The sequence below is a fragment of the Gordonibacter sp. An230 genome, from assembly GCF_002159915.1.
In the GTDB taxonomy this organism is placed as follows: Bacteria; Actinomycetota; Coriobacteriia; order Coriobacteriales; family Eggerthellaceae; genus Rubneribacter.
Window position 1 is genome coordinate 168790 of record NZ_NFJP01000003.1, and the last position, 25547, is coordinate 194336.

General features: G+C 60.3%; 21 protein-coding genes. 7 read left to right on the forward strand and 14 right to left on the reverse strand.

Features of this window, described 5'->3' with window-relative positions:
• Positions 1-68: 68 nt before the first annotated feature.
• From B5F40_RS02870 to B5F40_RS02900, 7 genes are all read left to right on the forward strand, one after another.
• A complete protein-coding gene (locus B5F40_RS02870) occupies positions 69-449 on the forward strand; it encodes a GntR family transcriptional regulator (protein WP_087192864.1) in 381 nt (126 codons plus the stop codon).
• Positions 446-1336, forward strand: coding sequence for an ABC transporter ATP-binding protein (locus B5F40_RS02875; RefSeq protein WP_087192865.1), 891 nt, complete (start codon positions 446-448; stop codon positions 1334-1336). The genes B5F40_RS02870 and B5F40_RS02875 overlap by 4 nt, the downstream gene beginning before the upstream one ends.
• Before the next feature lie 5 nt (positions 1337-1341).
• The gene (locus B5F40_RS02880; RefSeq protein ID WP_239442880.1) at positions 1342-2031 is read left to right on the forward strand and encodes an ABC-2 transporter permease; all 690 of its coding nucleotides are present in this window, start codon (positions 1342-1344) and stop codon (positions 2029-2031) included.
• A gap of 855 nt (positions 2032-2886) precedes the next feature.
• Positions 2887-3651, forward strand: coding sequence for a transglycosylase domain-containing protein (locus tag B5F40_RS02885; protein WP_239442876.1), 765 nt, complete (start codon positions 2887-2889; stop codon positions 3649-3651).
• 903 nt (positions 3652-4554) lie between these two features.
• A complete protein-coding gene (locus B5F40_RS02890; protein WP_087192867.1) occupies positions 4555-5460 on the forward strand; it encodes a glycoside hydrolase family 25 protein in 906 nt (301 codons plus the stop codon).
• 549 nt (positions 5461-6009) lie between these two features.
• Positions 6010-7305, forward strand: a complete 1296-nt coding sequence (locus tag B5F40_RS02895; RefSeq protein ID WP_087192868.1) for an MFS transporter — start codon at positions 6010-6012, stop codon at positions 7303-7305.
• 196 nt (positions 7306-7501) lie between these two features.
• The gene (locus tag B5F40_RS02900) at positions 7502-8440 is read left to right on the forward strand and encodes an alpha/beta fold hydrolase (protein WP_087192869.1); all 939 of its coding nucleotides are present in this window, start codon (positions 7502-7504) and stop codon (positions 8438-8440) included.
• A gap of 43 nt (positions 8441-8483) precedes the next feature.
• On the opposite strand, the gene uvrB is transcribed toward B5F40_RS02900, so the two are convergent.
• From uvrB to B5F40_RS02965, 14 genes are all read right to left on the reverse strand, one after another.
• Positions 8484-10634: an excinuclease ABC subunit UvrB gene (gene uvrB, locus B5F40_RS02905; RefSeq protein WP_087192870.1), complete on the reverse strand. Its 2151-nt coding sequence runs from the start codon at positions 10632-10634 to the stop codon at positions 8484-8486.
• Between the two features lie 100 nt (positions 10635-10734).
• Entirely contained in the window at positions 10735-11730 is a 996-nt protein-coding gene (gene rfbB / locus B5F40_RS02910; RefSeq protein ID WP_239442877.1) for a dTDP-glucose 4,6-dehydratase, read from the reverse strand.
• Between the two features lie 56 nt (positions 11731-11786).
• On the reverse strand, positions 11787-12674 hold the full coding sequence (gene rfbA / locus B5F40_RS02915) for a glucose-1-phosphate thymidylyltransferase RfbA (protein WP_087192872.1): 888 nt from the start codon (positions 12672-12674) through the stop codon (positions 11787-11789).
• A complete protein-coding gene (locus tag B5F40_RS02920; RefSeq protein WP_087192873.1) occupies positions 12671-14143 on the reverse strand; it encodes a GNAT family N-acetyltransferase in 1473 nt (490 codons plus the stop codon). Before B5F40_RS02920 ends, rfbA begins: the two co-directional genes overlap by 4 nt.
• Before the next feature lie 31 nt (positions 14144-14174).
• On the reverse strand, positions 14175-14831 hold the full coding sequence (locus B5F40_RS02925; RefSeq protein WP_162610867.1) for a sugar-transfer associated ATP-grasp domain-containing protein: 657 nt from the start codon (positions 14829-14831) through the stop codon (positions 14175-14177).
• Positions 14832-15237: 406 nt separating this feature from the next.
• Positions 15238-16374 (reverse strand): DegT/DnrJ/EryC1/StrS family aminotransferase, encoded by a 1137-nt coding sequence (locus B5F40_RS02930; RefSeq protein ID WP_087192875.1) that lies wholly within the window; start codon positions 16372-16374, stop codon positions 15238-15240.
• 55 nt (positions 16375-16429) lie between these two features.
• Complete coding sequence (locus B5F40_RS02935) at positions 16430-17890, reverse strand: lipopolysaccharide biosynthesis protein (protein ID WP_239442881.1); 1461 nt, start codon at positions 17888-17890, stop codon at positions 16430-16432.
• 13 nt (positions 17891-17903) lie between these two features.
• Positions 17904-18908 (reverse strand): glycosyltransferase, encoded by a 1005-nt coding sequence (locus tag B5F40_RS02940; protein ID WP_087192877.1) that lies wholly within the window; start codon positions 18906-18908, stop codon positions 17904-17906.
• A complete protein-coding gene (locus B5F40_RS15810; RefSeq protein WP_140396394.1) occupies positions 18905-20251 on the reverse strand; it encodes a hypothetical protein in 1347 nt (448 codons plus the stop codon). The genes B5F40_RS02940 and B5F40_RS15810 overlap by 4 nt, the downstream gene beginning before the upstream one ends.
• A 5-nt stretch (positions 20252-20256) precedes the next feature.
• Positions 20257-21246, reverse strand: coding sequence for a glycosyltransferase family 2 protein (locus B5F40_RS02945; RefSeq protein WP_087192878.1), 990 nt, complete (start codon positions 21244-21246; stop codon positions 20257-20259).
• Positions 21246-22361, reverse strand: coding sequence for a UDP-N-acetyl glucosamine 2-epimerase (locus B5F40_RS02950; protein ID WP_087192879.1), 1116 nt, complete (start codon positions 22359-22361; stop codon positions 21246-21248). Before B5F40_RS02950 ends, B5F40_RS02945 begins: the two co-directional genes overlap by 1 nt.
• A gap of 4 nt (positions 22362-22365) precedes the next feature.
• Complete coding sequence (locus B5F40_RS02955) at positions 22366-23226, reverse strand: SDR family oxidoreductase (protein WP_087192880.1); 861 nt, start codon at positions 23224-23226, stop codon at positions 22366-22368.
• Complete coding sequence (locus tag B5F40_RS02960; protein WP_087192881.1) at positions 23226-24284, reverse strand: polysaccharide biosynthesis protein; 1059 nt, start codon at positions 24282-24284, stop codon at positions 23226-23228. Before B5F40_RS02960 ends, B5F40_RS02955 begins: the two co-directional genes overlap by 1 nt.
• Positions 24281-25489: a glycosyltransferase family 4 protein gene (locus B5F40_RS02965; protein WP_087192882.1), complete on the reverse strand. Its 1209-nt coding sequence runs from the start codon at positions 25487-25489 to the stop codon at positions 24281-24283. Before B5F40_RS02965 ends, B5F40_RS02960 begins: the two co-directional genes overlap by 4 nt.
• Positions 25490-25547: the final 58 nt, after the last annotated feature.

Consider the following 25547-nt stretch of genomic DNA (forward strand, 5'->3'; position numbering starts at 1 on the left):
CTCGCCGCAAAGCCGTCGGCAAAGCGCGCCGAACGGCACCGCGCAACGACACAGGAAAAGGGAGCATCTTGGACATCATCATCTCGAACGCGAGCGACAAGCCCATCTACGAGCAGATCGTCTCGCAGATGAAGGCCCTCATCCTCTCGGGCGGGCTAGACGAGGGGCAGCAGCTGCCCTCCATCCGAGCGCTCGCGAGCGACCTGCGCATCAGCGTCATCACGACGAAGCGCGCCTACGCAGAGCTGGAGACCCAGGGATTCATCGAGACAGTGCAGGGCAAGGGCAGCTTCGTGGCCGGCGGCAACAAGGAGCTTTTGCGCGAGGAGCGCCTTCGCACCATCGAAGGGCTGCTCGTGCAGGCCGCCGACGAGGCACGCGCCGCGAACGTTACCGTCCAAGAACTCCACGACATGCTCGACCTCATCGCAGAAAGTGACGACCGATGAACGACCTTCTCCGCATCCGCAGCCTGTCGAAGCACTACGAGGGCTTCGACCTGAAAAACATCGACCTGACGGTTCCCGCCGGCAGCGTCGTGGGGCTGGTCGGCTCAAACGGAGCCGGCAAGACCACCACCATCAAATCGGTTCTGGGCCTGGTTTTCCCCGACGCGGGTTCCATCGAGCTTTCCGGGACGAACGTCGGCGAGCACGCCGACGCGAAAGCCGTCAAGCGGGCCAAGCAGCGCGTCGGCGTCGTGTTCGACACGTGCTCGTTTCCCGAGGAGATGACCGTCGAGGCCGTGGGCCGGCTCATGTCCTACAGCTACGAAACGTGGAGCGACGCGGACTTCGAGCAGCGGCTTGCCCAGTTCGAGCTGCCGAAAGACCGCACCGTGAAGGACCTCTCACGCGGCATGAGCATGAAGCTCTCGCTGGCTTGCGCGCTTTCGCACGACCCCGACCTGCTCATTCTCGACGAGGCCACAGCCGGCCTCGACCCACTCGCCCGCGATGCGGCGCTCGAATGTCTGCACGGCTACATGCGCGACGAGCGCCACGGCATCCTCATGTCAAGCCACATCACAAGCGATCTCGAGAAGATCGCCGACTACGTGGTGTGCATCGACAAGGGCCGCATCGTGTTCTCCGTCGAGAAGGACGCCATCACCGACCTCGCCGGCATCGCGCACTGCCGCGCCGCCGAGTTCGAGCGCATCGCGGCCAGCGGGTTCTTCGCGCCGGGCGAGCTGCGCTCCCTGCGCCACCCGTACGGCATCGACGTGCTCGTGCCCGACCGCTTCGCCTTCGCCGAGAATTTCCGCGACATCGCGCTCGACAAGGCCGACATCGATTCCTTCATGGGCCTCATGCTGAAAGGAGACGTCCAGTGAAAGCCATGTTCATGTCCGATATGCAGGTGGCGAAGAAGTACCTGCTCCAGCAGATTGTCGTCGCCCTCGTCGTGGGCCTGTTCATCACCTTTGTGACGCAGAGCCTCTACATCACCGCGCCGATGCTCATCGTGATCATCCCGTTCTCCATCGCATTCACCATCATCGCGTACGACGAGCGCAGCGGCTGGCAGCAGTTCCGCCTCGCGCTGCCCATTTCGCGCGCCGACGTCATCACGGGACGTTACGCAAGCATAGCGCTGCTCGTGCTAGTCGGCGTGGTCGTCGGGTTGGCGGTGACGGGAATCGGCATTGCGGCGGCGCAGCTTCTGCCCAGCGTGCCGCAGCTGGCGGAGCTTATGTCGAACTTCTCGTGGCAGGCCATTCTCATGGCAAGCGCGATGGGCCTTGCCGCGATCTTTATCATGCTGTCCATCATGCTGCCGCTGGTGTCGCGCTTCGGCATGACGAAGGCGGTGCGCTACCTGCCCCTCGTCATAGTGTTCGGGTTCGTCATCGCGCTCAACCTGGAAAGCAACCTGCAGATGCCGGCGTTCGTCCTCGACTTCGTCAACTGGGTAAAAACGCCGGAGGGCACGCTCGCGGCAGCGCTCATCGCTGTCGCCGTTGTTGTCATCCTCTATCTGGCCTCGGCCTCGCTGTCGGTGAAGCTGTACGCCAAACGCGAGCTGTAGCGCTGAGAACGATCCGGGCGGGAACGCGTACGCATCCCCGCCCGGATAGCGAGAAGAGCATGATCGCCGGCCGTCGGCGTCGCCGATGGCCGCTCAGCACCAATCGACCAATGCTCGTCGAGGCACCGAAACCCCTCGTCCGTTCGAGCCTCGGAGCCGACGAAAGGCAAGACGGTCTAAACCGCCTGAGCTTTTCGTCCTCCGACATCCGCGAGGGAGCAGCTTCACGCCCGCCACCGCAGCACTTGCAAACGCGAAACCCTTCGCACAGGCCGCAAAGACGGACCCGTTGCAGCTTCTCCGTTTCACAGCATCGGAACCGTCGCATGGCGAACGTCCGATAGCGAGTCTCGAAACCCCTTCCGAGCCCTCTTACGAAGCTCGGCGCGCCCGGGAATCGACAAAGCCTCTCATGCGATGAGCGGTCTACCAGCCCCGCGCAGACGAAGGCGAAGCGCGTCGAGGAATACTCAGAACCGCCGCGACGCATTCAGCTCCGACAGGCCGTTTTCCGAGCGAAAGCCCCAGCAAGATTCGCAAGCCCCTCGGTCGGGCCGCGGTCGGCGACAGCCCAACCCCGGCGCCTCCAAAGGCCCTAGCAAGCCCTGCGCGAGCACCGAGCCCGCGTCCCGAGCACCTCGCACGACCCCCCATGCTTGAAGCCCGCATCGGGACGAACCTCCCGAACCGAGCCGATCGAGCGCGTCAAACAGCACCGCCCACGAAGCCTCATCGCATTGCGAAAATGCAAGGACGGGGCAAGCGGCGTGTAAGGAAGCGGTAAGGGACATCCGGTTTACTGTATTTAGAGCAAAGATAAGGCGCGCCAGCAACAGAGCCCGACGAGGAGGAGCCGTGCCCGGAAAATCCCACTCGACCGCACGCACGGCCGCGACGATCGTCAGCCGCTCCTGCGCCATCGCAGGCGCCCTCTGTATCGTCGTCGCGTTGTACTTCATCGCACGCGGCTTCGGGCTCTACAAAGAAGCGATCACCCAGACAAGCCTCGACGACATGGCGGCGCGCATCGAACAACAGGCCGGCTTCACCCCCATCGACGAGCTGCCCGACCTCTACCTGCAAGCCACCGTCGCCGTGGAAGACCATCGCTTCTACGCGCATCCCGGATTCGACGCCATCGCCACGGCGCGCGCTCTTGTGAACGATTTGCGCGCCGGCGCCATCGTCGAGGGCGGAAGCACCATCACGCAGCAGCTTGCGAAAAACCAGTACTTCACGCAAGAGCAGACCATCGAGCGCAAGGTGGCCGAAGTGCTCATGGCGCTCACGATGGAGCAGCATTTCTCGAAGCAGACCATCCTCGAACTTTATGTGAACTCGATCTATTTCGGCGACGGCCACACGGGCATCGGCGCGGCGAGCGAAGGCTATTTCGGCAAGAAGCCGGCCGACCTCACCCCCGACGAGTGCACGCTGCTCGTCGGCATCCCGAACGCCCCGAGCGCCTACGCGCTTTCCGAGCACCCGGAGCTCGCCCGCCAACGGCAAGGCCACGTGCTGGAGAAGCTCGTTGCCTACGGATATATGGGGCGCGGCGATGCTCGCCTCATCGCCGCGCAGGCCGCCGCGAAAGAGCCCCTCGCCTGGCAAGGCACGTAGAGCGCAGGCCGCTGCAAACCGTCGATGCTCTGCCGCGTTGGGCAGCTGAGCGTCCTAGCGCCTTCGCCACGCCGGCTCGAGAGTTTCTCGCCGGCTCCGCACGAGGCGCTCGACCCTGACGGCTCCGTCTCCGCTCAAAATGCCGGACAGATGCCGATTTTTGCTCGTGCCAGGTATCCGATCACGCAAAGATTTTCGTTTGGTGAACGGTTTTTCGATTCCCAAGAGACCGCAGAAAAAGCCCACCTGGGAAAACGTTCCAAAAGACAACCGATGCGACAGCAACGTCCTCCCCAATCCCGGAAAACCGTTCACCAAACGAAAATTTTGCAGAAAAGACAAGCAGCCTCTGTCGGCCCAGGATTGGCAGAGGCTAGGTCGGATTGCTGCGCACGGCCCGCTCCAGCTTCGGAAGCACCCCGCTGGGCGGGCGAAGGCCCCCGGAGCGTCCGACCCCAGGAGTGCACGCCCGCACCCGGGCTCGCGTTGGGAGGATGAGGGCTTCCGAAGCGTCCGACCGAAGAGAGCTCGGCTCGCGATCCGATAAACGCGCGGTGGCGTCAATTCCTGGTTTAGCAAAAAAGGCAGACGCGCGGTCGAATCGCCATCGACCCACGCCCAGCCTCCTCCGCGCGGCACCCTCCGCCTCCGGCACCGCTCGAAAAGCATCGCCGCACGGCGGATTTCCATCGCCTTCATTCAGGCCAAGCTACGGGAAAGAGGCCGAATCTCGAACGAGAGGAGCACAGGGCGGTCGCGCAAATCCGGATTCAGCAGAGAGGCGGAGAGCCCGACCGGGCAAGCAACGTCGCAGCAAGAAACGACCCGCCCGACTTCTGGAGACGCGATGGGCAGCAGGCGCGACAGGAACCGCGCGGCCTCTTCTTTTGCTAGGATGCCCCCATGAAACGACCGCTGAAAGACGCCTCTCCCCCTCGCGCAGCCGCCCGGACGCGCACGGCCGCCCCCGCCCGCACGGCCATCGCTGCATGCGCGGCGGCAGTCATCGGCGTCGCAGCGGTCATCTGCATCCTCGCCGTTTGGGGGAATCGCGACACGTTCTCCGTCGAGAAGAGCGCCCCCGCACCTTATGAGAGCCCTTACGATTGGACGAACCTCGAGCGTGACGCCGAGCGCCTGGCCTATGCCGAAGACGGGCAGACGCGCTCTCGGTCGGGCATCGACGTGTCCGAGCACCAGGGCGTCATCGACTGGCAGGCCGTGGCCGCCGACGGCATCGACTTCGCTTTCGTGCGCGTGGGAAACCGAGGCTACACCGAAGGCGCCCTCTACGCCGATGCGCGATGCGCTGAAAACCTCGACGGCGCCGACGCGGCAGGGCTTGCCGTGGGGGCGTACTTCTTCTCGCAAGCGACCGATGCGGACGAAGCGAGGGAGGAGGCCGATTTCGTCGTGGGCCTTCTGGCAGGACGCCGCCTCGACCTGCCGGTCGCCTTCGACCACGAGCCCGTCCCAGACGGGGCCGGACGCGCGAACGGCCTGAGCGGCCAGGCCCTCGCCGACTGCGCGGCGGCGTTCTGCGAACGACTCGAGGAAGCAGGCTATGACACGATGGTCTACGGCAACAAAAACGACATGGCGCGCCTCTGCGCCATCGACGGCACGCAGGAGGCGGCAGATGGGCTCAACGAGACGCTCGGAGGCCGACCGATATGGTTCGCCGAGTACGACGCCGCCGCGCCGAGCGCCCAGTTCGACTTCGCCATCTGGCAATACACGAACACCGGAAGCGTCGCCGGCATCGCCACCCCCGTCGACCTCGACGTGCTTTTGCCCGCCGCCCCATAGCGCGCTTTGCCCCGCAACCACTCGTGCGCACGCTTCCGCGAAAGGCCCGTCCTTCTGGCGCGGCGGCGAAGCCGCATTCGACCCGGCCCGCGCGAAGCCGATCCCGTCGAGCCGAAACCGCCGCGCCCTCTCCGCGCCCCTCGGCTGTAGGGCCCCGGAGCGGAAAAGCGCCGCAGCCCCATCCGCGACGGAGAAGCCGTCCGCCCGAAAGCGACGCGACCCCCCCCCCAGGCCCTGCGGCGACGCACGGCCTCTCGGCTTAAACGGGGCCGCGGCCAAAAGCCCGGCCGACCCGCCGTTGGCACGGGAGCGCGACTGTGCTACACTCGCCTTCGCAAACCCGATCCCAAGGAGCCGCCCCTCATGGCCGGACAACTGCTATCGCGTTTCTAGCAACCGCTGGCACCACTCTCCCTTTTTCGTTTTCCGCGCATCGCAACGTGTGCTTTCCTCTTTTCGACTGTCTTTCCAACCGAAATAGGTGGAGCAACCGCCACCGCTACCGCATGCTTGGAGACGTTCGACCGTCACCCGAAAAGGAGTTTCGCCATGAACGAATCGATCACGCCCACGAACGCAGCCGGCCAGACGCTGCCGAAACGTTGGCTCGCCATCATCGCCGTCATCTTCGCAGGACAGTCGTTCTCGATGATCACCAGCTACGCAGCCGGCTGGGCCGTCATCTGGCACGTCACCGAGACGACCGGCAGCGCCCTCATGCTCGCAGTCGCGAGCATCTGCGCCTACCTGCCCCAAGGGCTCATCTCCCCCTTCGGCGGCGTCGTCGCGGACCGCTGCAACCGCAAGGCCGTCATGGTCGCCGCCGACCTCGGCATCGGCATCGTCTCGCTCGGCATCGGCATCGCGCTGCTCGCCGGAGAGGTGACCTTCGCCACGCTCATGGCGCTCGTCGTGGCACGCAGCGTCGGTCAGGCGTTCCACAACCCCGCCCTCATGGCCTCGCTGCCCCTGCTCGTGCCCGAACGGCACCTCCTGCGCATCAACAGCCTCATCCAGACCCTCGCGAGCGTCGCAGCCATCGGCTCGCCGGCCATCGGCATCTTCCTCTACACCACGCAAGGTCTGCACGCCGTCATGTTCCTCGACTTCGGCGGCGCTCTTCTGGCGGTTTTGGGCCTCCTGCTGGCGAAGATACCATCCGCGCGCGATGCCGCTGCCGCGAACCAGCACGTGCTCGCAAACCTGCGGGACGGCTGGCGAGCCGTATCGGCACGTCGCGGGCTCAAGACCCTCATCGTCGGCCTGGTGGTGGGAAGCATGATCATGGCGCCCTGGGCGACGGTGTTCCCCCTCATGACCTACGACCATTTCGGAGGCGGCGGGTTCGAGGCCGCGCTCGTCGAAGCGCTCTGGGGAGGAGGAATGCTCGTCGGCTCCATCGCTTTGATGATATGGGGCGGCGGCAAGAGGCTCGTGCCCGTCATCGCGCTTTCGCTCGTCGGCGCCGGAGCGCTCACCTGCGCATGCGGGCTTCTGCCAAGCGAGGGGTTCGCGGCGTTCGCCGTCCTCACCGGCATCTCCGCCGTCGTCTGCGCGTGGTTCAACGGACCGTTCATGACCATTCTCCAACGTTCGGTCGCGCCCGAAAAGCTCGGACGCGTGATGGGCTTCACCACGGCGGCCACGGGACTCGCAGCGCCCCTGGGCGTGGCTTTGGGGGGCGTGCTGGCAGAAGCGATTGGCGTGGCGCCGTTTTTCGTGGTCGCCGGCGCGGGCCTCGCTGCACTCGGTGCGCTCATGTACCTGCCGAAAAGCGTGCGCGCGCTCGACGAGGCGCCATCGGAAACGGTAGACGACGACGCCGGAGCCCGCATGGAAGCCTGAGCGCCAAACCCGGCAACTCGTGCTCGGCGACCAGCTGCGCAGCAGGCCCGGGGCCGCGCCGCTGACGGATGCGGTGCGGCCCCGGGCAGATCCCGCACCCCAGAGTTGCGATGACCGCCAACCAGAATAGGTGGCACGCTCGCGGTCGCAACCTCATGCTGGCACCCAGCAGACGGTACCCGAGCAAGGAGCTTCCATGAGAAAGGAATTCACCCCCGAATACGCGCCCGTCCAGGGGATCGAGCACTTCCTGCTGCACGGCCCCGAGCATCGCGGCGCCCCGGTCCTGCTGTTATTGCACGGAGGGCCAGGATACCCCGAGCGCTTCTTCGCCTTGCAGCTCGAACGCGCATGGCGGGGCATGTTCACGCAGGTGCACTGGGATCAGCGTGGAGCGGGCTTGACCCTGTCGCGCAACGGGAGCGATGCGCATCCGCGCTCCATCGACCAGATGGTCGACGACCTGCACGGCATCGTCGAGCACCTCAAGCTCAGTTACGAGGTGCCGAAGGTGGTGCTCCTCGGGCATTCCTGGGGGAGCGTGCTCGGCAGCCTGTACGCGCTGCGTCATCCCGAGAACCTGACTGCCTACCTCGGCAGCGGCCAGGTGGTGTGTCTGCGCGAAAACGAACGCAAGGGCTTCGAGCAAACAAAGCGTCTGGCGAAGGCGGCCAACGACCGCAAGGGCCTCGCCCTTCTCGAGCAGGTGGGCGACTACCCTCCCGCCGACGTCGACGAGCTCCTCCGCGCGCTGCCCAAGGTGCGCAAAGCGCAAGGCAAATACGAAAAGGGACCCGGCATCGGCGCCCTGGTCGCGAAAACGCTGGCCGATCGCGTGTTCACGCTGCGAGACCTCGGCAGCCTCGTCCGCGCGTCGGGCGCCAACGCGATCCTGCTGCGCGAGGTCGTCGATTTTGACCTGCGCGCCCACGGAGGCCGCTACGCCTGCCCCGTGCACTACCTCCTCGGCATGAACGACCCGATCACGCCCACCGATCTTGCCAGCGCGTACTTCGACGAGCTGCGCGCGCAGCGCAAAACACTGTCGATCATCCCGGACGCCGGGCACAGCCCCATGTTCGAGCAGCCCGAAGCTTATGCGGCGGCTCTCGAAGCGGTGCGGGCGGAACTGTAGCGCCCGCCACACCCTCGTGCGCCGCGGTATCGAGGGCCTGCCGCTACGACCGGCGGGCCCCTCCGTAGGCAGCGTGCTTTCGGTTGCCGTAAGCGCTGCCTTTGCGCGCGCCTTTCTTGAGATCCTTCAGCACGTCCTCCTCGCTTGAGCCCTCCACTTGCACGCGCAGCTTCACCACCTGGTCGCGCAGGCGGGCGGCCTCCTCGAAGTCCATATTCTTGGACGCCTCGGCCATGTCGTCCTCCATGGACGATATGATGCGCAGCACCTCTTCGCGCGACAACTCCGCAAGCTCCTTGTTCACCTGCTCGGCGGTGGCACCGCCCACCTCGTCGGTCACATAGCTCATGATGTCGTTTATGGCTTTGCGAATGGTCTGCGGCTCGATGCCGTTCTCCTCGTTGTAGGCCATCTGGATGGCGCGACGGCGGCGCGTCTCGTTGATGGCAAGCTCCATCGAGTCGGTGATTTTGTCGGCATACATGATGACCTGGCCCGACACGTTGCGCGCCGCGCGACCGATCGTCTGAATAAGCGAGCGGTGGTTGCGCAGGAACCCTTCCTTGTCGGCATCGAGGATGGCCACGAGCGACACTTCCGGCAAGTCGAGGCCCTCGCGCAGAAGGTTGATGCCCACGAGCACGTCGAACTCGCCACGCCGCAGGTCGCGCAATATCTCCACGCGCTCGAGCGTTGCGATGTCGGAGTGCATATAGCGCGCCTTCACGCCCTGGTCGAGCAGATGGTCGGTCAGATCCTCGGCCATCTTTTTCGTGAGCGTGGTGATGAGCACGCGTTCGTCGCGGGCGGCGCGCTCCTTCGCCTCGTCGATGATGTCGTCGATCTGCGAAGCGCTGCCGCGCACGATGATCTCGGGGTCCAGAAGACCCGTCGGGCGGATGATCTGCTCGACCTGCTGCTGGCTCACCTTCTGCTCGTAGTCGCCCGGCGTGGCCGACACGTAGACGAACTGCGGCACGCGCGCCTCGAACTCGTCGAAGCGCAGAGGGCGGTTGTCCAGACAGCTGGGCAGCCGGAACCCGTGCTCGGCGAGCGTGACCTTGCGCGAACGGTCCCCCTCGTGCATACCGCGAATCTGAGGCACGGTCACATGGCTTTCGTCGATGATGCAGAGGAAGTCCTTCGGAAAGTAGTCGATGAGCGTGTAGGGCGGCTCGCCGGGCTCGCGCCCGTCTAGATGGCGCGAGTAGTTCTCGATACCGGAGCAGAACCCCATCGTTTCGAGCATCTCCAAGTCGTAGTTCACCCGCATCTCCAAACGCTGGGCCTCGAGCAGCTTGCCCTCATCCTTGAACTGCCGCAGGCGCTCTCGCAGCTCGTCGCGGATGGTGCCGAGCGCACGGTCCATTTTCGGACGCGCCGTCACGTAGTGCGACGCCGGCCAGATGGGCAGCGCCTCGTATTCGTTCAGCACCTCGCCTGTGACATGGTCGATCTCCGCGATAGCCTCGATCTCGTCGCCCCAGAAGTCGATGCGCACGGGATTGTCGGCATAGGGCGGGAACACGTCGAGCGAATCGCCCCGCACGCGAAACGTGCCGCGTGCGAGCTCATAGTCGTTGCGGTCGTATTGAATGTCGATGAGATCGTGGATGACCTGGTCGCGATCCATCTCCTTCTGCTTGTCCACGAACACGGCCATGCCCGCGTAGTCCATCGGGCTGCCGATGCCATAGATGCACGACACGCTGGCCACCACGATGCAGTCGCGCCGCGACAGAAGCGCAGATGTGGCCGCATGGCGCAGCTTCTCCACCTCCTCGTTGATGGAGGCGTCCTTCTCGATGAAGGTGTCCGACGAAGGCACATAGGCTTCGGGCTGGTAGTAATCGTAGTAGCTGACGAAGTACACGACCGAGTTGTCCGGGAAGAACTCCTTCAGCTCGCTCGCCAGCTGCGCCGCGAGCGTCTTGTTCGGCGCCATGACGAGCGTGGGCTTCTGCACGGCCTCGATGGTCTTGGCCATGGTGAACGTCTTACCGGAGCCGGTCACGCCCAGAAGCGTCTGGTAGCGCAGCCCCTCCTCAACCCCATGCGCCAGCTTCTCCACAGCCTGCGGCTGGTCGCCCGACATCTCGAACGGCGACACCACCTTGAACGGCGTCGTGGCTAGCCGCACTTCCGGCAGCTTGCCCTCCATTTCGATACCCTCTATGTTGGAAAGATGCGCCATGATGCTCCCTCCGCGATTAGTTAGAAGAGCAGTCTAGCACATCTTTCAGAAAAATGAACGGATGTTCGTTAAATGTTACGAGAAAACGAAGGGAGCCCTATCACCGTCCCTGCGCTCGGTACTTCTCCTCAGTCGCGTCCTTGACCGGCTCCCACCAGGCGCGGTTGGCCTCGTACCAGGCCACCGTCTCGGCCAGGCCCTCGAGGAAGTCGGCGCGGCGGGGCTTCCAGCTCAGCTCGCGGCGGATCTTCGACGCATCGATGGCGTAGCGCCGATCATGGCCCGGGCGGTCGCGCACCCAGTCGAAGTCGTCGGGCGACCTGCCCATGATCTCAAGGACCGCCCGCAGCACGTCGATGTTGCTGCGCTCGCCGTCGGCGCCGACGAGGTAGGTCTCGCCGATGCGGCCCTTGGTCAGGATCTCCCACACCGCCGAGGAGTGGTCCTCGGTGTGGATCCAATCCCGCACGTTGAGCCCGTCGCCGTAAAGCTTCGGCCGCTCGCCGCGCAGGATGTTGGTGATCTGGCGCGGGATGAACTTCTCCACGTGCTGGTAAGGGCCGTAGTTGTTCGAGCAGTTGGAGATGGTGGCCCTCACGCCGTAGGTGCGCGCCCACGCGCGCACGAGCATGTCGCTGGCCGCCTTGGTGGAGCTATAGGGGCTGCTCGGGCGGTAGGGAGTCTCCTCGGTGAAGCGGGCGGGGTCATCGAGCGCGAGGTCGCCGTACACCTCGTCGGTGGAGACGTGGTGGAGGCGGATCCCGTGCTCACGGCATGCCTCCAACAGACGGTAGGTGCCCTCCACGTTCGTCCTGAGGAAGGGCTCGGGACCCACGATGGAGTTGTCGTTGTGGCTCTCCGCCGCGAAGTGCACGACGGCGTCGTGCCCGGGCACCGCCTCGGACAGCAGGGCCGCGTCGCAGACGTCGCCCACCACCAGCCGGACGTTCGGCACGCCCTCGATGTTGGCGGGGTTGCCCGCGTAGGTCAGCTTGTCCAGCACCGTCATGCGCACCTGCGGGCGGTGCTCGGCCACCCAGCGCACGAAATTGCTCCCGATGAACCCGCACCCGCCCGTGACTATGATGTTTTTCAAGGTTCCTCCCATACCGCAGTACGATCAAAAGACAGGGCGGCCGAAACCGCCCGTCTCTACCCCCTCTCGCCCTCTCCGGCGACGCTCATCAGGTACCTGCCGTAGTCGGTCTTGCCCAGTTCCCGCCCCAGGTCGAGCAGCCTCTGCGCGTCGATGAAACCTCGCCGGTAGGCGATCTCCTCAATGCAGGCGATATAGTAGCCCTGACGACTCTGAACCGCCTCCACGTACTCAGCCGCCTTCAGCATGCCTTCGGGCGTGCCGGTGTCGAGCCACGCCATGCCGCGCCCCATGAGTTCGACCGCAAGCCGCCCTTCGCGCAGATAGGCGTTGTTGACGCTCGTGATCTCAAGCTCCCCGCGATCGGAAGGCTCGACCTTCGCCGCAATGTCACACACCCCGCCGTCGTAGAAGTAGAGCCCCGGCACGGCGTAGCTGCTCTTGGGATGCTCCGGCTTCTCCTCGATCCCTACGACGCGGCGCCCCTTGTCGAACTCCACCACCCCGAAAGCCCGCGGATCCTTCACCGGGTAGCCGAACACCACAGCCCCGCCCTCGCACTCCACCCTGTCCCGGGCGCGCGACAAGACGCGCGTAAGATCTTGGCCGTGAAACATGTTGTCGCCCAAAACGAGCGCGCACGGCCCGCCGGAGAGAAACCCCCGCCCGATGGTGAACGCCTCCGCGAGCCCGCGCGGCTCGGCCTGCTCGGCGTACTCAAGGCGCATGCCCAGCTCAGAGCCGTTGCCAAGAAGCCTCTCATACTGGGGCAGCGACGCCGGATCGGAGATGACCAGCACCTCGCGAATGCCGGCGAGCATCAACACGGAGAGCGGGTAGTACACAAGCGGCTTGTCGTAAATGGGCAGCAGCTGCTTGCTGACCGCCTTGGTGATGGGGTGCAGCCGGGTCCCCGACCCGCCCGCAAGGATGATGCCTTTCATGAGAGTTCCTCCAACGCCGACGCAACGTCCCCGTCTCCCGCCCAAGTTGTCCATTGCTCGTACCTGCGCGCGAAGAACCTCGGCTGATAGTCCTGAAGAGGCTCTATGTCCTCAGACCCCGAGAAACATGCCAGATGGTTCCCTACTACGTCGTAACCTATTCCGCAAGTAAACGACAATCCTCCCGAAAAGCGAGGATTGCACTCAAGCAAATGATAGACTCCGTCCGCATCGCGTATGAACTCGAAATTGACGCACCCAACAACGTCGAGTTTTTCTGCAAGAAGTGTGCAAGCCCTCTCCAGCACGACATCGCGGAACACGAAAACCGAGGTTCCTGCCCCATTCGGAGTTCGCAATAGCTCAATTCGGGGAACAGAAACGACTCGACCAGAAAAGGGATGCCTCACGACATCAACAGTCGCAATGTGACCTCTTACAAAGGGTTGGACAACATACCCATCCCGAGGAGCAAAAGCCATCCATTCGGCTCGGCTATTTAGCACCACAACCCCTTCGCTGCTTCTTCCGTCGACGGGCTTGCACACCACGGGAAACGCAAAAGGGCACACATCTCCTACGGGTTTTGCGGGAACCACTTCAACACCATCCACGCCGCGCTCGAAACAAGAAGAGAACATCAACTTATTGCGGCATACCTCAACCGCACGCTTTGACGGAAGCAGGAGATGAATTCCTTTCTCCTCGAAACTGCCTCTGTAAACGCTAAGAGCGTCGACCTCATAATCCGTCAAGGGCAGTATGCACGCAGCCTCTTCTTCGCGGCATACATCTAAAAGGGCCGCGACAAAAGACTCGCCATCTTTTGCAGCAGGGATTTTATGAAACACGTCGACATCGATCGCATTTGCAAGCCACGCACGCGGGTTGATGTCGCATCCAACAACTCTCAGCCCCGAGCGATGAAGTCCAGAAATCACTGCTTCCGCAGAGAAAGACCCTATCGCAGTTACAAGGGCAGCGGAACCTTTCCTCGCACGCACGGCAACATCACTCGGACGAGCAATGGGGCGGTCGAGCATCATCCGAAAATGAATATCGTTCGGCCTCCGATCTTCAAAAGACGTAACCCTTTCGAATCCCATCCCGCGATATAGGTGCACCGCTCCGCGATTCTCCGCATCGGTGTACAGATGAAGTCCCCGTATCCCCTTTTGCCTGCAAACGTCAATGAAGCCCTCGACGAGCTTTTTCGCTATGCCGCAGCGCTGAAAGTCCCTCCTCACTCCAACAAGGGCTATGTAGGCAAGGCCTTCCGGAGGAAGATTGTCTGTATAGCCCGCCACAAGACCCACAAGCCTCCCCTCCCTGAATTCAGGGACAAGCGTCGCGCAAGAGAGCAATTTCTCGGCATACCCCCCAATGTCAACCTTCTCCGAAAGGGGAATAGGGAACAAATCGCTCACATCACGAAGGAATCTCGTCAATTCAGTCTTTGCTATAGCCACAGATGTACTCCTAACCTATGTAGAGCGACGATCACGAGAAAAATTTATTCAATTCTCCATCCCTCCTGATGGGATGAAAAAACTGAACAGGGGAAATGGCAGAGAGACTGTTCACTTCAAGGATCACGAAGCCCTCGTCCGTCGCAGCAACATCCCATCCCAAATAATCCAAATCACTTAGGTATTCGTGCATTTCGAGGCATTTTTCGCAAATCAAATCCCAGTTCGGAACCCTACCCGTTATTCTGACGCCCGTATCGGGGTGCTCAGAGTATCGCCGAACTGTACCGTCTTCGAATCTGTACACAGCTTCTATCGATCCTTGCGAATCCACTTCCCCGAAGACCGACCCACCAAGCGTATGACCTGTGCACCAATCCTGCCCAGCACCGCCAAACCGGACGAAGTTGAACAGAATGCGCGCTCCGCTAGGAGTAGATACCGTTTGAATCCTGATGCAATGGCAGACGTCGGGCCAAGCCTGTTGATACTTACGGCATTGCTTTACTTCTTCAGTCATAACAAATTCGGAACCCGAAGAGACAAGCGTCGAATAATAATCGTCGACAGCCATTTCGACGCCATTCACGACCAAAGATCCAGCCCCCTCTCCAAGTTCGACGCGCGAAAAACCTTCGCCCCCGCTACCACCCAAACGTTTAACCACGACCTTACCGAGTTTCTCCACAATCGAGAACACCTCACCCCCCCCTGGAAAAGGATGCGATCTTCGGGCCAATCGGGAAGTTTGCATACGCGACCAGAGTGAAAAAGGGCATAGTAATCAGGAAGGTATTGGTCGTATTTCGAAAGCGCGTACCGAATACTGTATTTATCATTGACCCTGATGACTGACCAGCGGTTATAGGGATGAGCAGCAAAATAATCTCGATCTGACAGATAGTCGGAAACGTTCGAAGCGCTAATACCGAGAAACCGAACAGTTGACGGTGCGAACCCATGACGCAGAGCCCAAACCAACTCCTTTACCGAGTATTTCCCGCTAAGCCAATCTTCCATAAGAGCTTTGGCATAAAACCCACTTGAATCGCCATTCGCAACCTGCAAAACTCGACGGACAACCGAACCAACCCTCATCGAGCGCACCCCCTGATCACCCGGCAAACCTCGTCCACGTCCCCAAGCGCCAGATCGGCGTACATGGGCAGGCACAGCACCCGCTCCGCCGCGCACTTGGCGATGGGAGTGCTCTCGCTCGAGTAGGAGTCGCGGTAGCAAGCGTAGTCGCTCACAAGCGGATAGAAGTACTTACGTGCGACAAAGCCCTCGGCTGCGAGAACCGCGAACACTTCATCACGCGTGGAGCCAAACGCCTCAGCATCGAACAGGACCGGCATGTAGGCGTAGTTGGGGCGGACCCCCTCCCCGGGCCGAAGGGCCGCCGCACCGGCGATGCCCTCCAGGTTCGACCAGTAGCGCTCGGCGACGTCCTTACGCTTCGCCACCTCCTCGTCGAAGTGGCGCAGGTTGCAAAGTCCCATGGCTGCGCGGAACTCGTCCATCTTGGCATTGCCGCCCACGCACTCTACGCTCTCCGGATCAACGATACCGAAGTTCCTCCACCGCTCGAGGGCGCCGCGAAGGGCTGGGTCTCCGAAGCAGACCGCTCCACCTTCAATAGTGTTGAATACCTTGGTGGCATGGAAGGAGAGCATGCTGGCATCCCCGTAGGTGGCCACCCCCTCCCACTTGCCCGCAGCCGGATCCCACCTCTCCACCCCGAAGGCGTGCGCAGCATCGTATATCACCTTCAGCCCGTGCCGGTCGGCGACCTCTCGGATTGCGCCCACGTCGCACAGGTTGCCGTAGACGTGCACAGGGAGGATGGCGCAGGTGCGCGGTGTGATTGCCCGCTCAAGCAAATCGGGGTCGATCGTGAGGTCGGACTCGCGGACATCGGCGAACACGGGCTTGAGACCCTTGCGCACGATCGCATGCGTCGTGGAGGCGAACGTGAATGGCGTGGTGACCACCTCGTCGCGCCCGTCCGAGCCAAGCTCTAGCGCTTCGATGGCGCATTCGAGAGCGCTGTGTCCGTTAACGAACAAGCATACGTCAGCAACGCCCAAGCGCTTCTCAAGCGCTGCCTCTAACTCTCGGTGTCTCTCTCCCGCATTGGTGATCCATCTGCTTTCCCACAGCGGTGCCACCTCGGCAAAGTACTCCCCAATGGGAGGCATTGAGGATCGGGTCACATTTATGCGAGGCATCTTGGAACTTCCTTTCTTGTAATTTCAAAGTGCCGTCCGAAGTCGAAGAAAGCTTTTACCGAGCGACTTTCCTAGACGAGGCGAGTTCCTTGACAGTACCCAACAGGTACGAAAACGCTTCCACCCTGAACAATCGGGAAAGGCTCACATAGGTCGCCACCACCACTGCCACCTGCAAAACCACCGTCGCAACATCAGGCAGGGCAAGCAAACCCACAGGCGAGGCGAGAATCACCGAGATCGCCGACAGAAAAAACGCCGGACAGATATCACTGACCTGCTCAGCGTAGGAGTATCCTACGACCTTTCGGTTTGGCCAGGCGTTCACAAAAGTGCTCACAACGCCAGTGAGCATGTAGCTGCCTACCAAGAAGTAGACATCACGCAAGACGAAAGCTGCAAATAGCATCGCGATCATTCCGTAAGCTTTCTTGACAAGCTCGAGCTTAAGGAACAGGTCACTGCGCCCCATGCCGTTGAGCGCCTGAAGGTTTGCCGTATGGATGGGAAGAAGGGCGTATACGAAGCAGTACATCTGAAGAAACGGCACACAGGGAAGCCACGGCTCCCCGAGAAGCAATCGCACCAGTGGCTCGGCCACAAGCGCAAAGGCCGCCATCGACGGGACGACGAGATATGTCGAAGTCTTGAGCGCGCGGCGGACTAGCCGCTTAACGTATGCCGCATCATGCTGCACGCGAGACACGGCCGAAAGCATAACCGGTTGTATTGCTCCGTCAAGAATGGACCCCACGGACATTGGGTACTTTTTACCTTGGGACACAAGTCCGAGATCCTCTGCGGAAAACTGCTTACCGATGATCAGATCCGACAAACTCCTATACAATGCGTCGAGAAGCCCTGAAGCGAGTAGTTTCCATCCAAAGGAAAACAGCATCCCCGCTCGATCTACATCGAAGACGAAACGCGGTCGCCAACGCACTTGCAGTGCAAGCGCAACGCAATTCGCAAGCTGGTAGACGAGTTGCTGCGCTACCAACGCCCACAGCCCAGCTCCATTCAAAGCCGATGCCACGCCGAGAACGCCCGAGAAAACGACCGAAGCGACAGTAGCATTGAACGCTTTTCTGAATTCCAGCGCGCGCTGAACAATTGCAACCTGCACAGCGTTAAACGAGTTGATGATAAGAACGAAAGCAAGCACCCTCAATGGCCAGACTATGTGGGGCATCCCATAGAAATCAGCGAAAAGGGGAGCACAGAAGAACACGGAAAAGTAGAGAACGAGCGACGCACTTAGGCTAAGCCAAAACACCGTCGAGCAGTCCCGGTCGCCAATATTGGGTGTCTGCACAAGGGCCGTGTTTAACCCAGACTGCACTACGACGTTGCCAACGTTAACGAATACGAGCATAATTGCGAGCGCCCCGAACTCCTCAGGCGCAAGCAGCCGCGCCATAACGATCTGAACGAGAAGCTCAACGACAGCCCGCCCGCCATGCTCAAACAGCTTCCAGAAGAGGGAGGAGATGGTTTTACCTTTGAGGGACCTCACGACCAAGCGACAATCAATGAATTCTTTTTACTCTGCGAACCAACTCAAAAGGCAAACAGAGCAATGAGCATTTCAATACTTCAATCAGAAGACCAAACCATCCTTTAGAGACAGAAAGCACGAGGCTTAGCGCATCCCTATCTTGGCCTTGTTTAAAAACTACTCTCTTAGCAATCGCAGAAACTACGCAACGTAATTCTTTCCTGTAATTCGGAAAGCTAAGATTCCTGCTCTTCGCAAATCGTCGCATCTCTCTATGGGTCCTGTAAAATACTCCCGATAGGTTTTTTCCGAACATCCTGGCCGACCAGCTACTCCCAAAAGTCTGAATAACTCGGTGAACACTCATCACGTCACCGATCACATAAACCTCCCCTTTGGTCAGACACAGTAGAAGGGTTTTCGCGTCGCCGTTGACCTGCAAACCCCAATAATCCTCGATTGGAAACTCTTCAGAACCGTCGTAGACAGATCGACGAAGAACGAGAGAAGCTGTTTGCCCTGGATATGTTTTCCCGAGAGCAAAATCCAAGTTCGTATATCTTCCCGAAGTCCGCGGAGTATATATAGGACGAGAGGTAAGCGCATTGCGATTGAATTCATCCACAACCTCACAACCATGATAAACGGCCACGCAATCCGCATGAGAGTCAAGGTACTCTACTTGTTTCTGAAGCTTCTTTGGATCCGTCCAGTAATCGTCTCCCTCACAAAATGCAATATACCTTCCTTTAGCCAAAGGAAAAATGAATTCTTTCAGGATGCTCCTGCCTTGCTGAAACTGGTTCTCAGCTTGAAGAATAGTAACGATCTTGTTCGGATATCGCCTCTTGTAGCAACCAATGATTTGCGAAGTGCCATCAGTTGACGCGTCGTCGTGCACAATAACCTCAAAAGCAAAATTCGTCTCTTGCATGATAATTCCATCGAGGCATTGCTCAATATATTTCTCGTGGTTGTAAGCCGTTACGCATACGGTAACGCAAACCTCATGCCGCATTCGGCCAAAATCGCTCATCTACCCTCCATGGAAGTAACGAGCGGCTTTCTTTCGAGACGAACGCCATCAGCAAGCCCTATATGCCTTTGAGCGCTCAATCCTTGCCGCATCCCGGAGAAAAAGCAAAGAGTCAGAAAGAGAACCATTGCGCCCGTATAAACGAAGCAATCGCCCTTGACCTGCATCACAAGGAATGACACAAATATTGCAAGAACCAGAACTTTACCCGATCCCGAAACGCTAGCATTGCGACCAACGCACCTTCGATAGAGAATAAAATGCGTAATATACATTGCAAGAGATCCTATAACCCCGCATCTCCACAATTGATTTACATAGCCAACATCCGAATGAGCAAATCCCTCTACAAGATACTTTGTATGACCTGTCCCGGTAAGAAACAAAATTCCGGAAGGCAGTTCCCAGAAGGCATCGCTAAAAAGCGTCTGCCCAGTTATAGTTGAGCCACTCGATAAAAATGAATCCACATCCATCGTCACCCAATCAGCCGTAGAAGGGGCCACTTCTTTCACCACGTTTAAAATAATCGCAACTCCGATAAACAAAATTGCCATTAGAGCAGGAGTTACGACGACCAAGCGAGCATCCTTTTTTATGAATAGCAGCAGATAAGCGGCAAAACAGACAACGAAGATGACAAGACCAGAGCGGGAATTTAAAAAAGGAACCAACAAAAGCGGGGGTACAAGCAATATCCATCTTTTCTGGCCTCGTATTGACGAAACGAACAGAGGCAAAGAAGCAATTATTCCGGTTGTAAAACCGAATAAGTCCAAAAGAGAATTTGAGAATCCATAGAACCTCCAACTAAGCATTGTCGCATTGCTGAAGATGGCATCATCCGTATTTCTGCTCATAATGTCGATGAGCATCTGCCTAACTTCGGAGTTTAGAAAAGCCGCGAGAGTGAAACACGCCTCCACCATCCCAGCAGCTATAAAAATCAAAAGAACCCCAGAGAAGTCCAATGATAGTTTCTTTGCTTTTACCGAAATATAAAGAGCACAGACAACCGAAACAGGACACAAAAGGAAAACGCTGTACAATGCTGTCATATAATTCAGCCAAAACCTATCGCCACCAAACACGATAGCAACAGTTGTAATCGCAAGACAATAGACAACATAAAAACCAATACCCGTGCTATAAAGCCCTGCTCCCGTTCTCCGCATCAATCCCCTAATCTCGTCTTTATGAAAGGCGAGCAAGGAGATCAGAGCAAAAAACGCCGCTACCAATACAAAATTGACGTCTGGGATGATCGGCGGCGAAAACACCGCACAAAATACAAATAGGACTAATGAAACCTTTTCAATACGCCCTTTTATGGAGATGTCCATGTCTCTCATTTTCTAAAAATTCTATCGAACTGCCTTAAAAGAATTGAGTAAAGAAGAGGCGCCTTCGCTGCCAACAAAGCTTCGAGTCGATCTCTTGGATACCCTTGCTCCTTTTGGGATAATAAAGATTGAATGACTTCCTCAGCTTTCGATGGATTAAGAGCGCAATAACTACGATCCCTTATCATGCTGCGAACGCAATCGACACATTTAGAATATCGATACGCATGAGCTTGATTTTTCAAAGACGTATCGCCATTTATAATTGATTCCGACTCCAACATGCGTTCAGCAGCAACTACCGCATCGAAAAACTTTTCTGAAAAACCAGACTTTGTACTCGAGCCTGATCGATTTCTATATTGGTAGCATGGCGTTTCAATGTAACAGCATCGGGAAGCTTGCTCGAAAACCGAAAAGACAAAGAGGGCGTCTTCGCACACTTTTAAGTTCTCATCAAAACGCACACCTTCAACAACGCTCCTTTTGTAGAGCTTTCCGCAAGAAGACTCAGACACCCTTTTTAGAAATAGAGACTCCATTGCAAAACGTCCATCAAATTGTTTGTCATCGCCAGAAAGCCTACCCGTAATTCGCGATCCTCTTTTGCCTATAACACGAAGAGGGGATATAACGCAATCAGCATCGAAGTCGCACGCAGCTTGAACTAAGGAGGACAGAGAAAACCGAGGCAATTCGTCATCGGAATCCACAAAAGTAAGATATTGACCCTTAGCGAGTCCCATACCGACATTGCGCGCAGCAGAAACTCCAGCATGAACCATCCTATGAAGCTTGAAACGAGGCTCTTCTTCGATTAAAGAGTTATACTTTTCATAGAAATCGCCATCTGACCCATCATCGATCATTATCAATTCCCATTTATCGTAAGTCTGGCAAACCACGCTATTCAGCATCATGCCGACTAACAGAGGGTCAGTATTATGCAAGGGCGATACAATCGAAACCAGTTCATTATTGCCGAACCCAGCCATCACTTCCCCCAAACGCGCCGGTCCACGTACCCCGTGTAGCCCTGGACGATCTTCACGACCTTCGCAGCGAAGCCCGCGTCGGCGTAGTCCGGCACAGGCGAGCGCCTGCCGGACAGCGCAACCTCGACGTCCACAGCCTGGCACAGCCGTTCGGCGGTTATGCATCCCAGCGTGAACACCCCTTTGTCCACAACCTCAGGACGCTCGGTCGAGGTGCGCAGCGACACCGCCGGGAAGCCTAGGACGGCGGACTCCTCGGCGAGGGTCCCGCTGTCCGACACCACGCACAGCGCGCCCTTTTGCAAGCGCACGTAGTCAGCGAACCCGAAGGGCCTGTGCGCCCTCACGAGCGGATGGAACTCCGCGCGGCGCGCCTCGACGAACTTCCTGCTCCTCGGATGCATGCTGTAGAGCACGGGCACGCCGCGCTCCTCGGCCAGCGCATTCACGGCCCCCACCACCTCGGCGAAGTTCGCCTCGATGTCGATGTTCTCCTCCCGGTGGGCCGACAGCAAGATGTAGCGCCCCGGCTCCAACCCCTCGCGCGCCAGCACATCAGAGGCCTCGATGTCGTCTGCATGCGCGGCCAAAACCTCACGCATGGGCGAGCCAACCACGAAGGTGCGCGCCGGATCGCAGCCCATCGCCATGAGGTTGCGGCGCGCATGTTCCGAGTAGCACAGGTTCACGTCCGCCACCGTGTCAACGATGCGACGGTTCACCTCCTCGGGAAGGTTCTCGTCGAAGCAGCGGTTGCCCGCCTCGAGATGAAACACGGGGATCTTCAGACGCTTCGCCGACACCACGCACAGGCAGCTGTTCGTGTCGCCCAGCACGAGCAGAGCATCAGGCCGGACCCGCGCCATGAGGCGGTAGGACTCGGCGAGCACGTTGCCCATGGTCTGGCCGAGGTCGTTTCCTGCCACTCCGAGATGGAAATCGGGTTCCCGCAACCCCAGCCCTTCGAAGAACACCTGATTGAGCTCGTAGTCGTAGTTCTGCCCGGTATGCGCGACCACGTGGTCGAACGCCTCGTCGGCGAGCTTCATCGTCTCGCTCAGCTTGATGATCTCGGGGCGGGTGCCCACGACGGTCATGAGTTTCAGCTTCCGCATCGTCCTAGCCTATCCGGTAGTGGGGGTAAAGATCGCGATGCGCCCGCATCCATGCGGCCATCTCGGCCACCTGATCGGCATAGGGCGCGGGGCGGAACGTGCATTCGAAGTTGGTGCGCACAAGGGTCTTGTCCAGGGCCACGGAGTCATCGGGACGCACCTCCACCGAGCCTCCGCGCAAATGCTCGTTGAAAAGGCGCAGCAAGTCGTACTTGGAGATGCACCCTTCCGGCACCATGTTCACGAGGCCGCAAACGTCCTCGCGCGCCGCCGCTTCCATCGCGCGGGCGAGCTCCAACGTGGTCAGCCCCGTCCACAGAGCGCGCGTCCAACCTTTGATCGGTCCCTCCTGAGCCATGAACCAGTTGAGCAGCCCGATACCGCTCGGATCCGTGTCCGGTCCCACGATGGAATTCCTGAACGTGAGGTTCCTCCCGTCGCGCAGCTCGCCCGCGGCCTTGGTGCGGTCGTAGACGCTCTCGCCGTCCGGTGCGCTCCCTTCGGTGTACGGACCGGTGTTTCCGGCGAACACGCAGTCGGTGGACATGTGGAAAACGCGCGCGCCAACCCCCTCCGCAACCTCGGCAAGGTAATGGGGCAGCTCGCCGTTGAGCCAGCGAGCGCCCTCAGGATCGGCGTCTGCGAAAGCGTTGAGCACCCCGATAGCGTTCACCACGACGTCGAACGGCTCCTTCTCAACGACCCCGCGCACCAGATCGCGATTGCAGGCATCGCCGTTGACCTGGCGTTCGAGGAACGTCACGGGACGACGCGAGAAGCCTACGACCTCGTGGCCCCGCTCCTTGAGGTAAAGGGATATGGTGTGCCCCGCCATGCCCGAAGCACCGAGGACGAGGAACCGCATCACTGCGCCGCCTCGCGCTCGCGGCCCTCCAGGGCGAGCCGTACGTACTCGGCAGTCTTGATTTTCTCCACCGTGCCCGCCACGTCCAAGCGTCGCGTGTTGTGGCTCGTGTAAGGCTCGTCGGCCTGCGTTTGAACCTCGCCCTCAACGAAGAACTTGTCGTAGTTGAGGTCGCGCGAGTCGGCCCTCACGCGGAAGTAGTCGCCCATGTCCTCGGCGCGCAGCCGTTCCTCTCGGGTCATGAGCGTCTCGAACAGCTTCTCGCCGTGGCGCGTGCCGATCACGCTTGTCCCCGTGTGGCCGAACAGCCGCTGCACCGCCTCGGCCAAATCGCCGACGGTGGATGCAGGCGCCTTCTGTATGAAAAGGTCACCGGGATTCGCATGCTCGAAGGCGAACTCGACCAAATCGACCGCTTCGTCAAGGTTCATGAGAAACCGCGTCATGGACGGATCGGTCACCGTGACGGGACGTCCCTCGCGAATCTGCTTCACAAACAGCGGGATCACGCTGCCGCGGCTGCACATAACGTTGCCGTAGCGCGTGCAGCAGATGACGGTGCCCGCATCGGCCCCGTTGCGGGCATTGGCGTAGATGATGGACTCCATGAGCGCCTTCGACTTCCCCATGGCGTTGATAGGGTAGGCCGCCTTGTCGGTGGACAGACACACCACGCGCCCCACCCCCGCATCGATGGCTGCGTGCAGTACGTTGTCGGTGCCGACGACGTTGGTGCGCACAGCCTCCATGGGAAAGAACTCGCAGCTGGGAACCTGCTTGAGCGCGGCGGCGTGGAACACGTAGTCGACGCCCCGCATGACATCGCGAACCGAACGGTCGTCGCGTACATCTCCAATATGGAAACGCACCTTGCCCGCCAATTCAGGGCAGCGCTCCTGCAAACGGTGCCTCATGTCGTCCTGCTTCTTCTCGTCACGCGAGAAGATGCGAATCTCGCCCACGTCCGAAACGAGGAAGTGCTTCAGCACGGTGTTGCCGAAGCTCCCCGTGCCGCCCGTTATCAAAAGCGTCTTGCCTTCGAAGGCGCCTCCGCTCATCGCGTTCCTCCTTCTGCCAGCTCCTCGAGCATCCCCTCGATCGCGTCCACGTGGCGCGCGCGAGTGAAGTGCTCCGCGAAATACGCGCGCCCCCTCTCGCCGCACCCGTCGAAGGCCGACCGGCCCTCCACGAACTCGTCCATGATCGACGCGTAGCCCTCGACGTCGCCGGGATCGACGGCCCTCCCGCACCCTGACTCCTCTATCACCCATCGAGCACCCCCGCCTATCGCGGCGAGGACGGGCTTGCCCGCCGCCATATAGCCCTGAAGCCTCGAGGGCAGCGTCGCACCGACCCACGAGTCCCCCGAGAGCGAGAGCACGCACGCATCCGCCATCCGGTAGTAGCGTGGCATCTCCGAATAGGGTCGCCTGCCGTGGAAGACGACGTCCTCTCCGACCCCCAGCTCGGCCGCGAGCCTCTTCGCCTGCCCGAGGCACGCGCCATCCCCCACGAGGTGCAGCGTCGCGCGGTCGCGGTTGCGCATCCGCGCGAACGCCGAAACGACGACGGGGAGGTTCTGCGCACGGCCCATGTTGCCCATGAGCACGAGGTTGACGCGGTCGGACGGCTCGCGAGAGAAGTCCTCGCCGAGGTACTCGTCGCTCGCGAACTGGGGGACATAGCGGACAGCCTCTCCCGATATGGAATGGACCCGCTCGAAGTACTCGCAGAAAGCGCTCGACTGCACGGCGATCACATCGGCAGCAGCGTATATCTCCTTGCTCACGCGCCGATAGCGTTCGAGGAGCCACGGGAACCTCTCGCCGATCATCACCTTCATCGACTCGGGCCACAGATCGCAGCAGTACAGCAGGAGCGGGGCTCCGTGCAAACGCTTGTAGGCGACGGCGGGTACGGCCATCATGACCGGGGAGAGCTGATAGGCGAACACGACGTCGAAACCGTCGTCCAACCTCCCCGCCAGCCGTTTCGCCGAGAGCGCGAAGCTGTAGTAGTTCGCCGCAAGGCCGAGCGCCCCCGGCCTCCTCCCCACCTCCCAGGCTCGTACGATGCTCACGCCGCCCCGTTCCTCGCGTCTGCGCCCGCCCCGGCGGTACTCCGGAGGGACGACCCCCGACGGATAGTTCGGCAGACCGGCGAGGACGGTCACATCGTGGCCCCGCGCCGCTAAGTCCTCGCACACCGCGGTGACCTGGAAGTCCTCCGGCCAATAATGCTGGCAGACGGCGAGGATCCTCACCTTCCGCCCCCTTCCCCGCCGGCCCCCTCGCGGTCCACTCCCCGCCTGCTCAGCACGA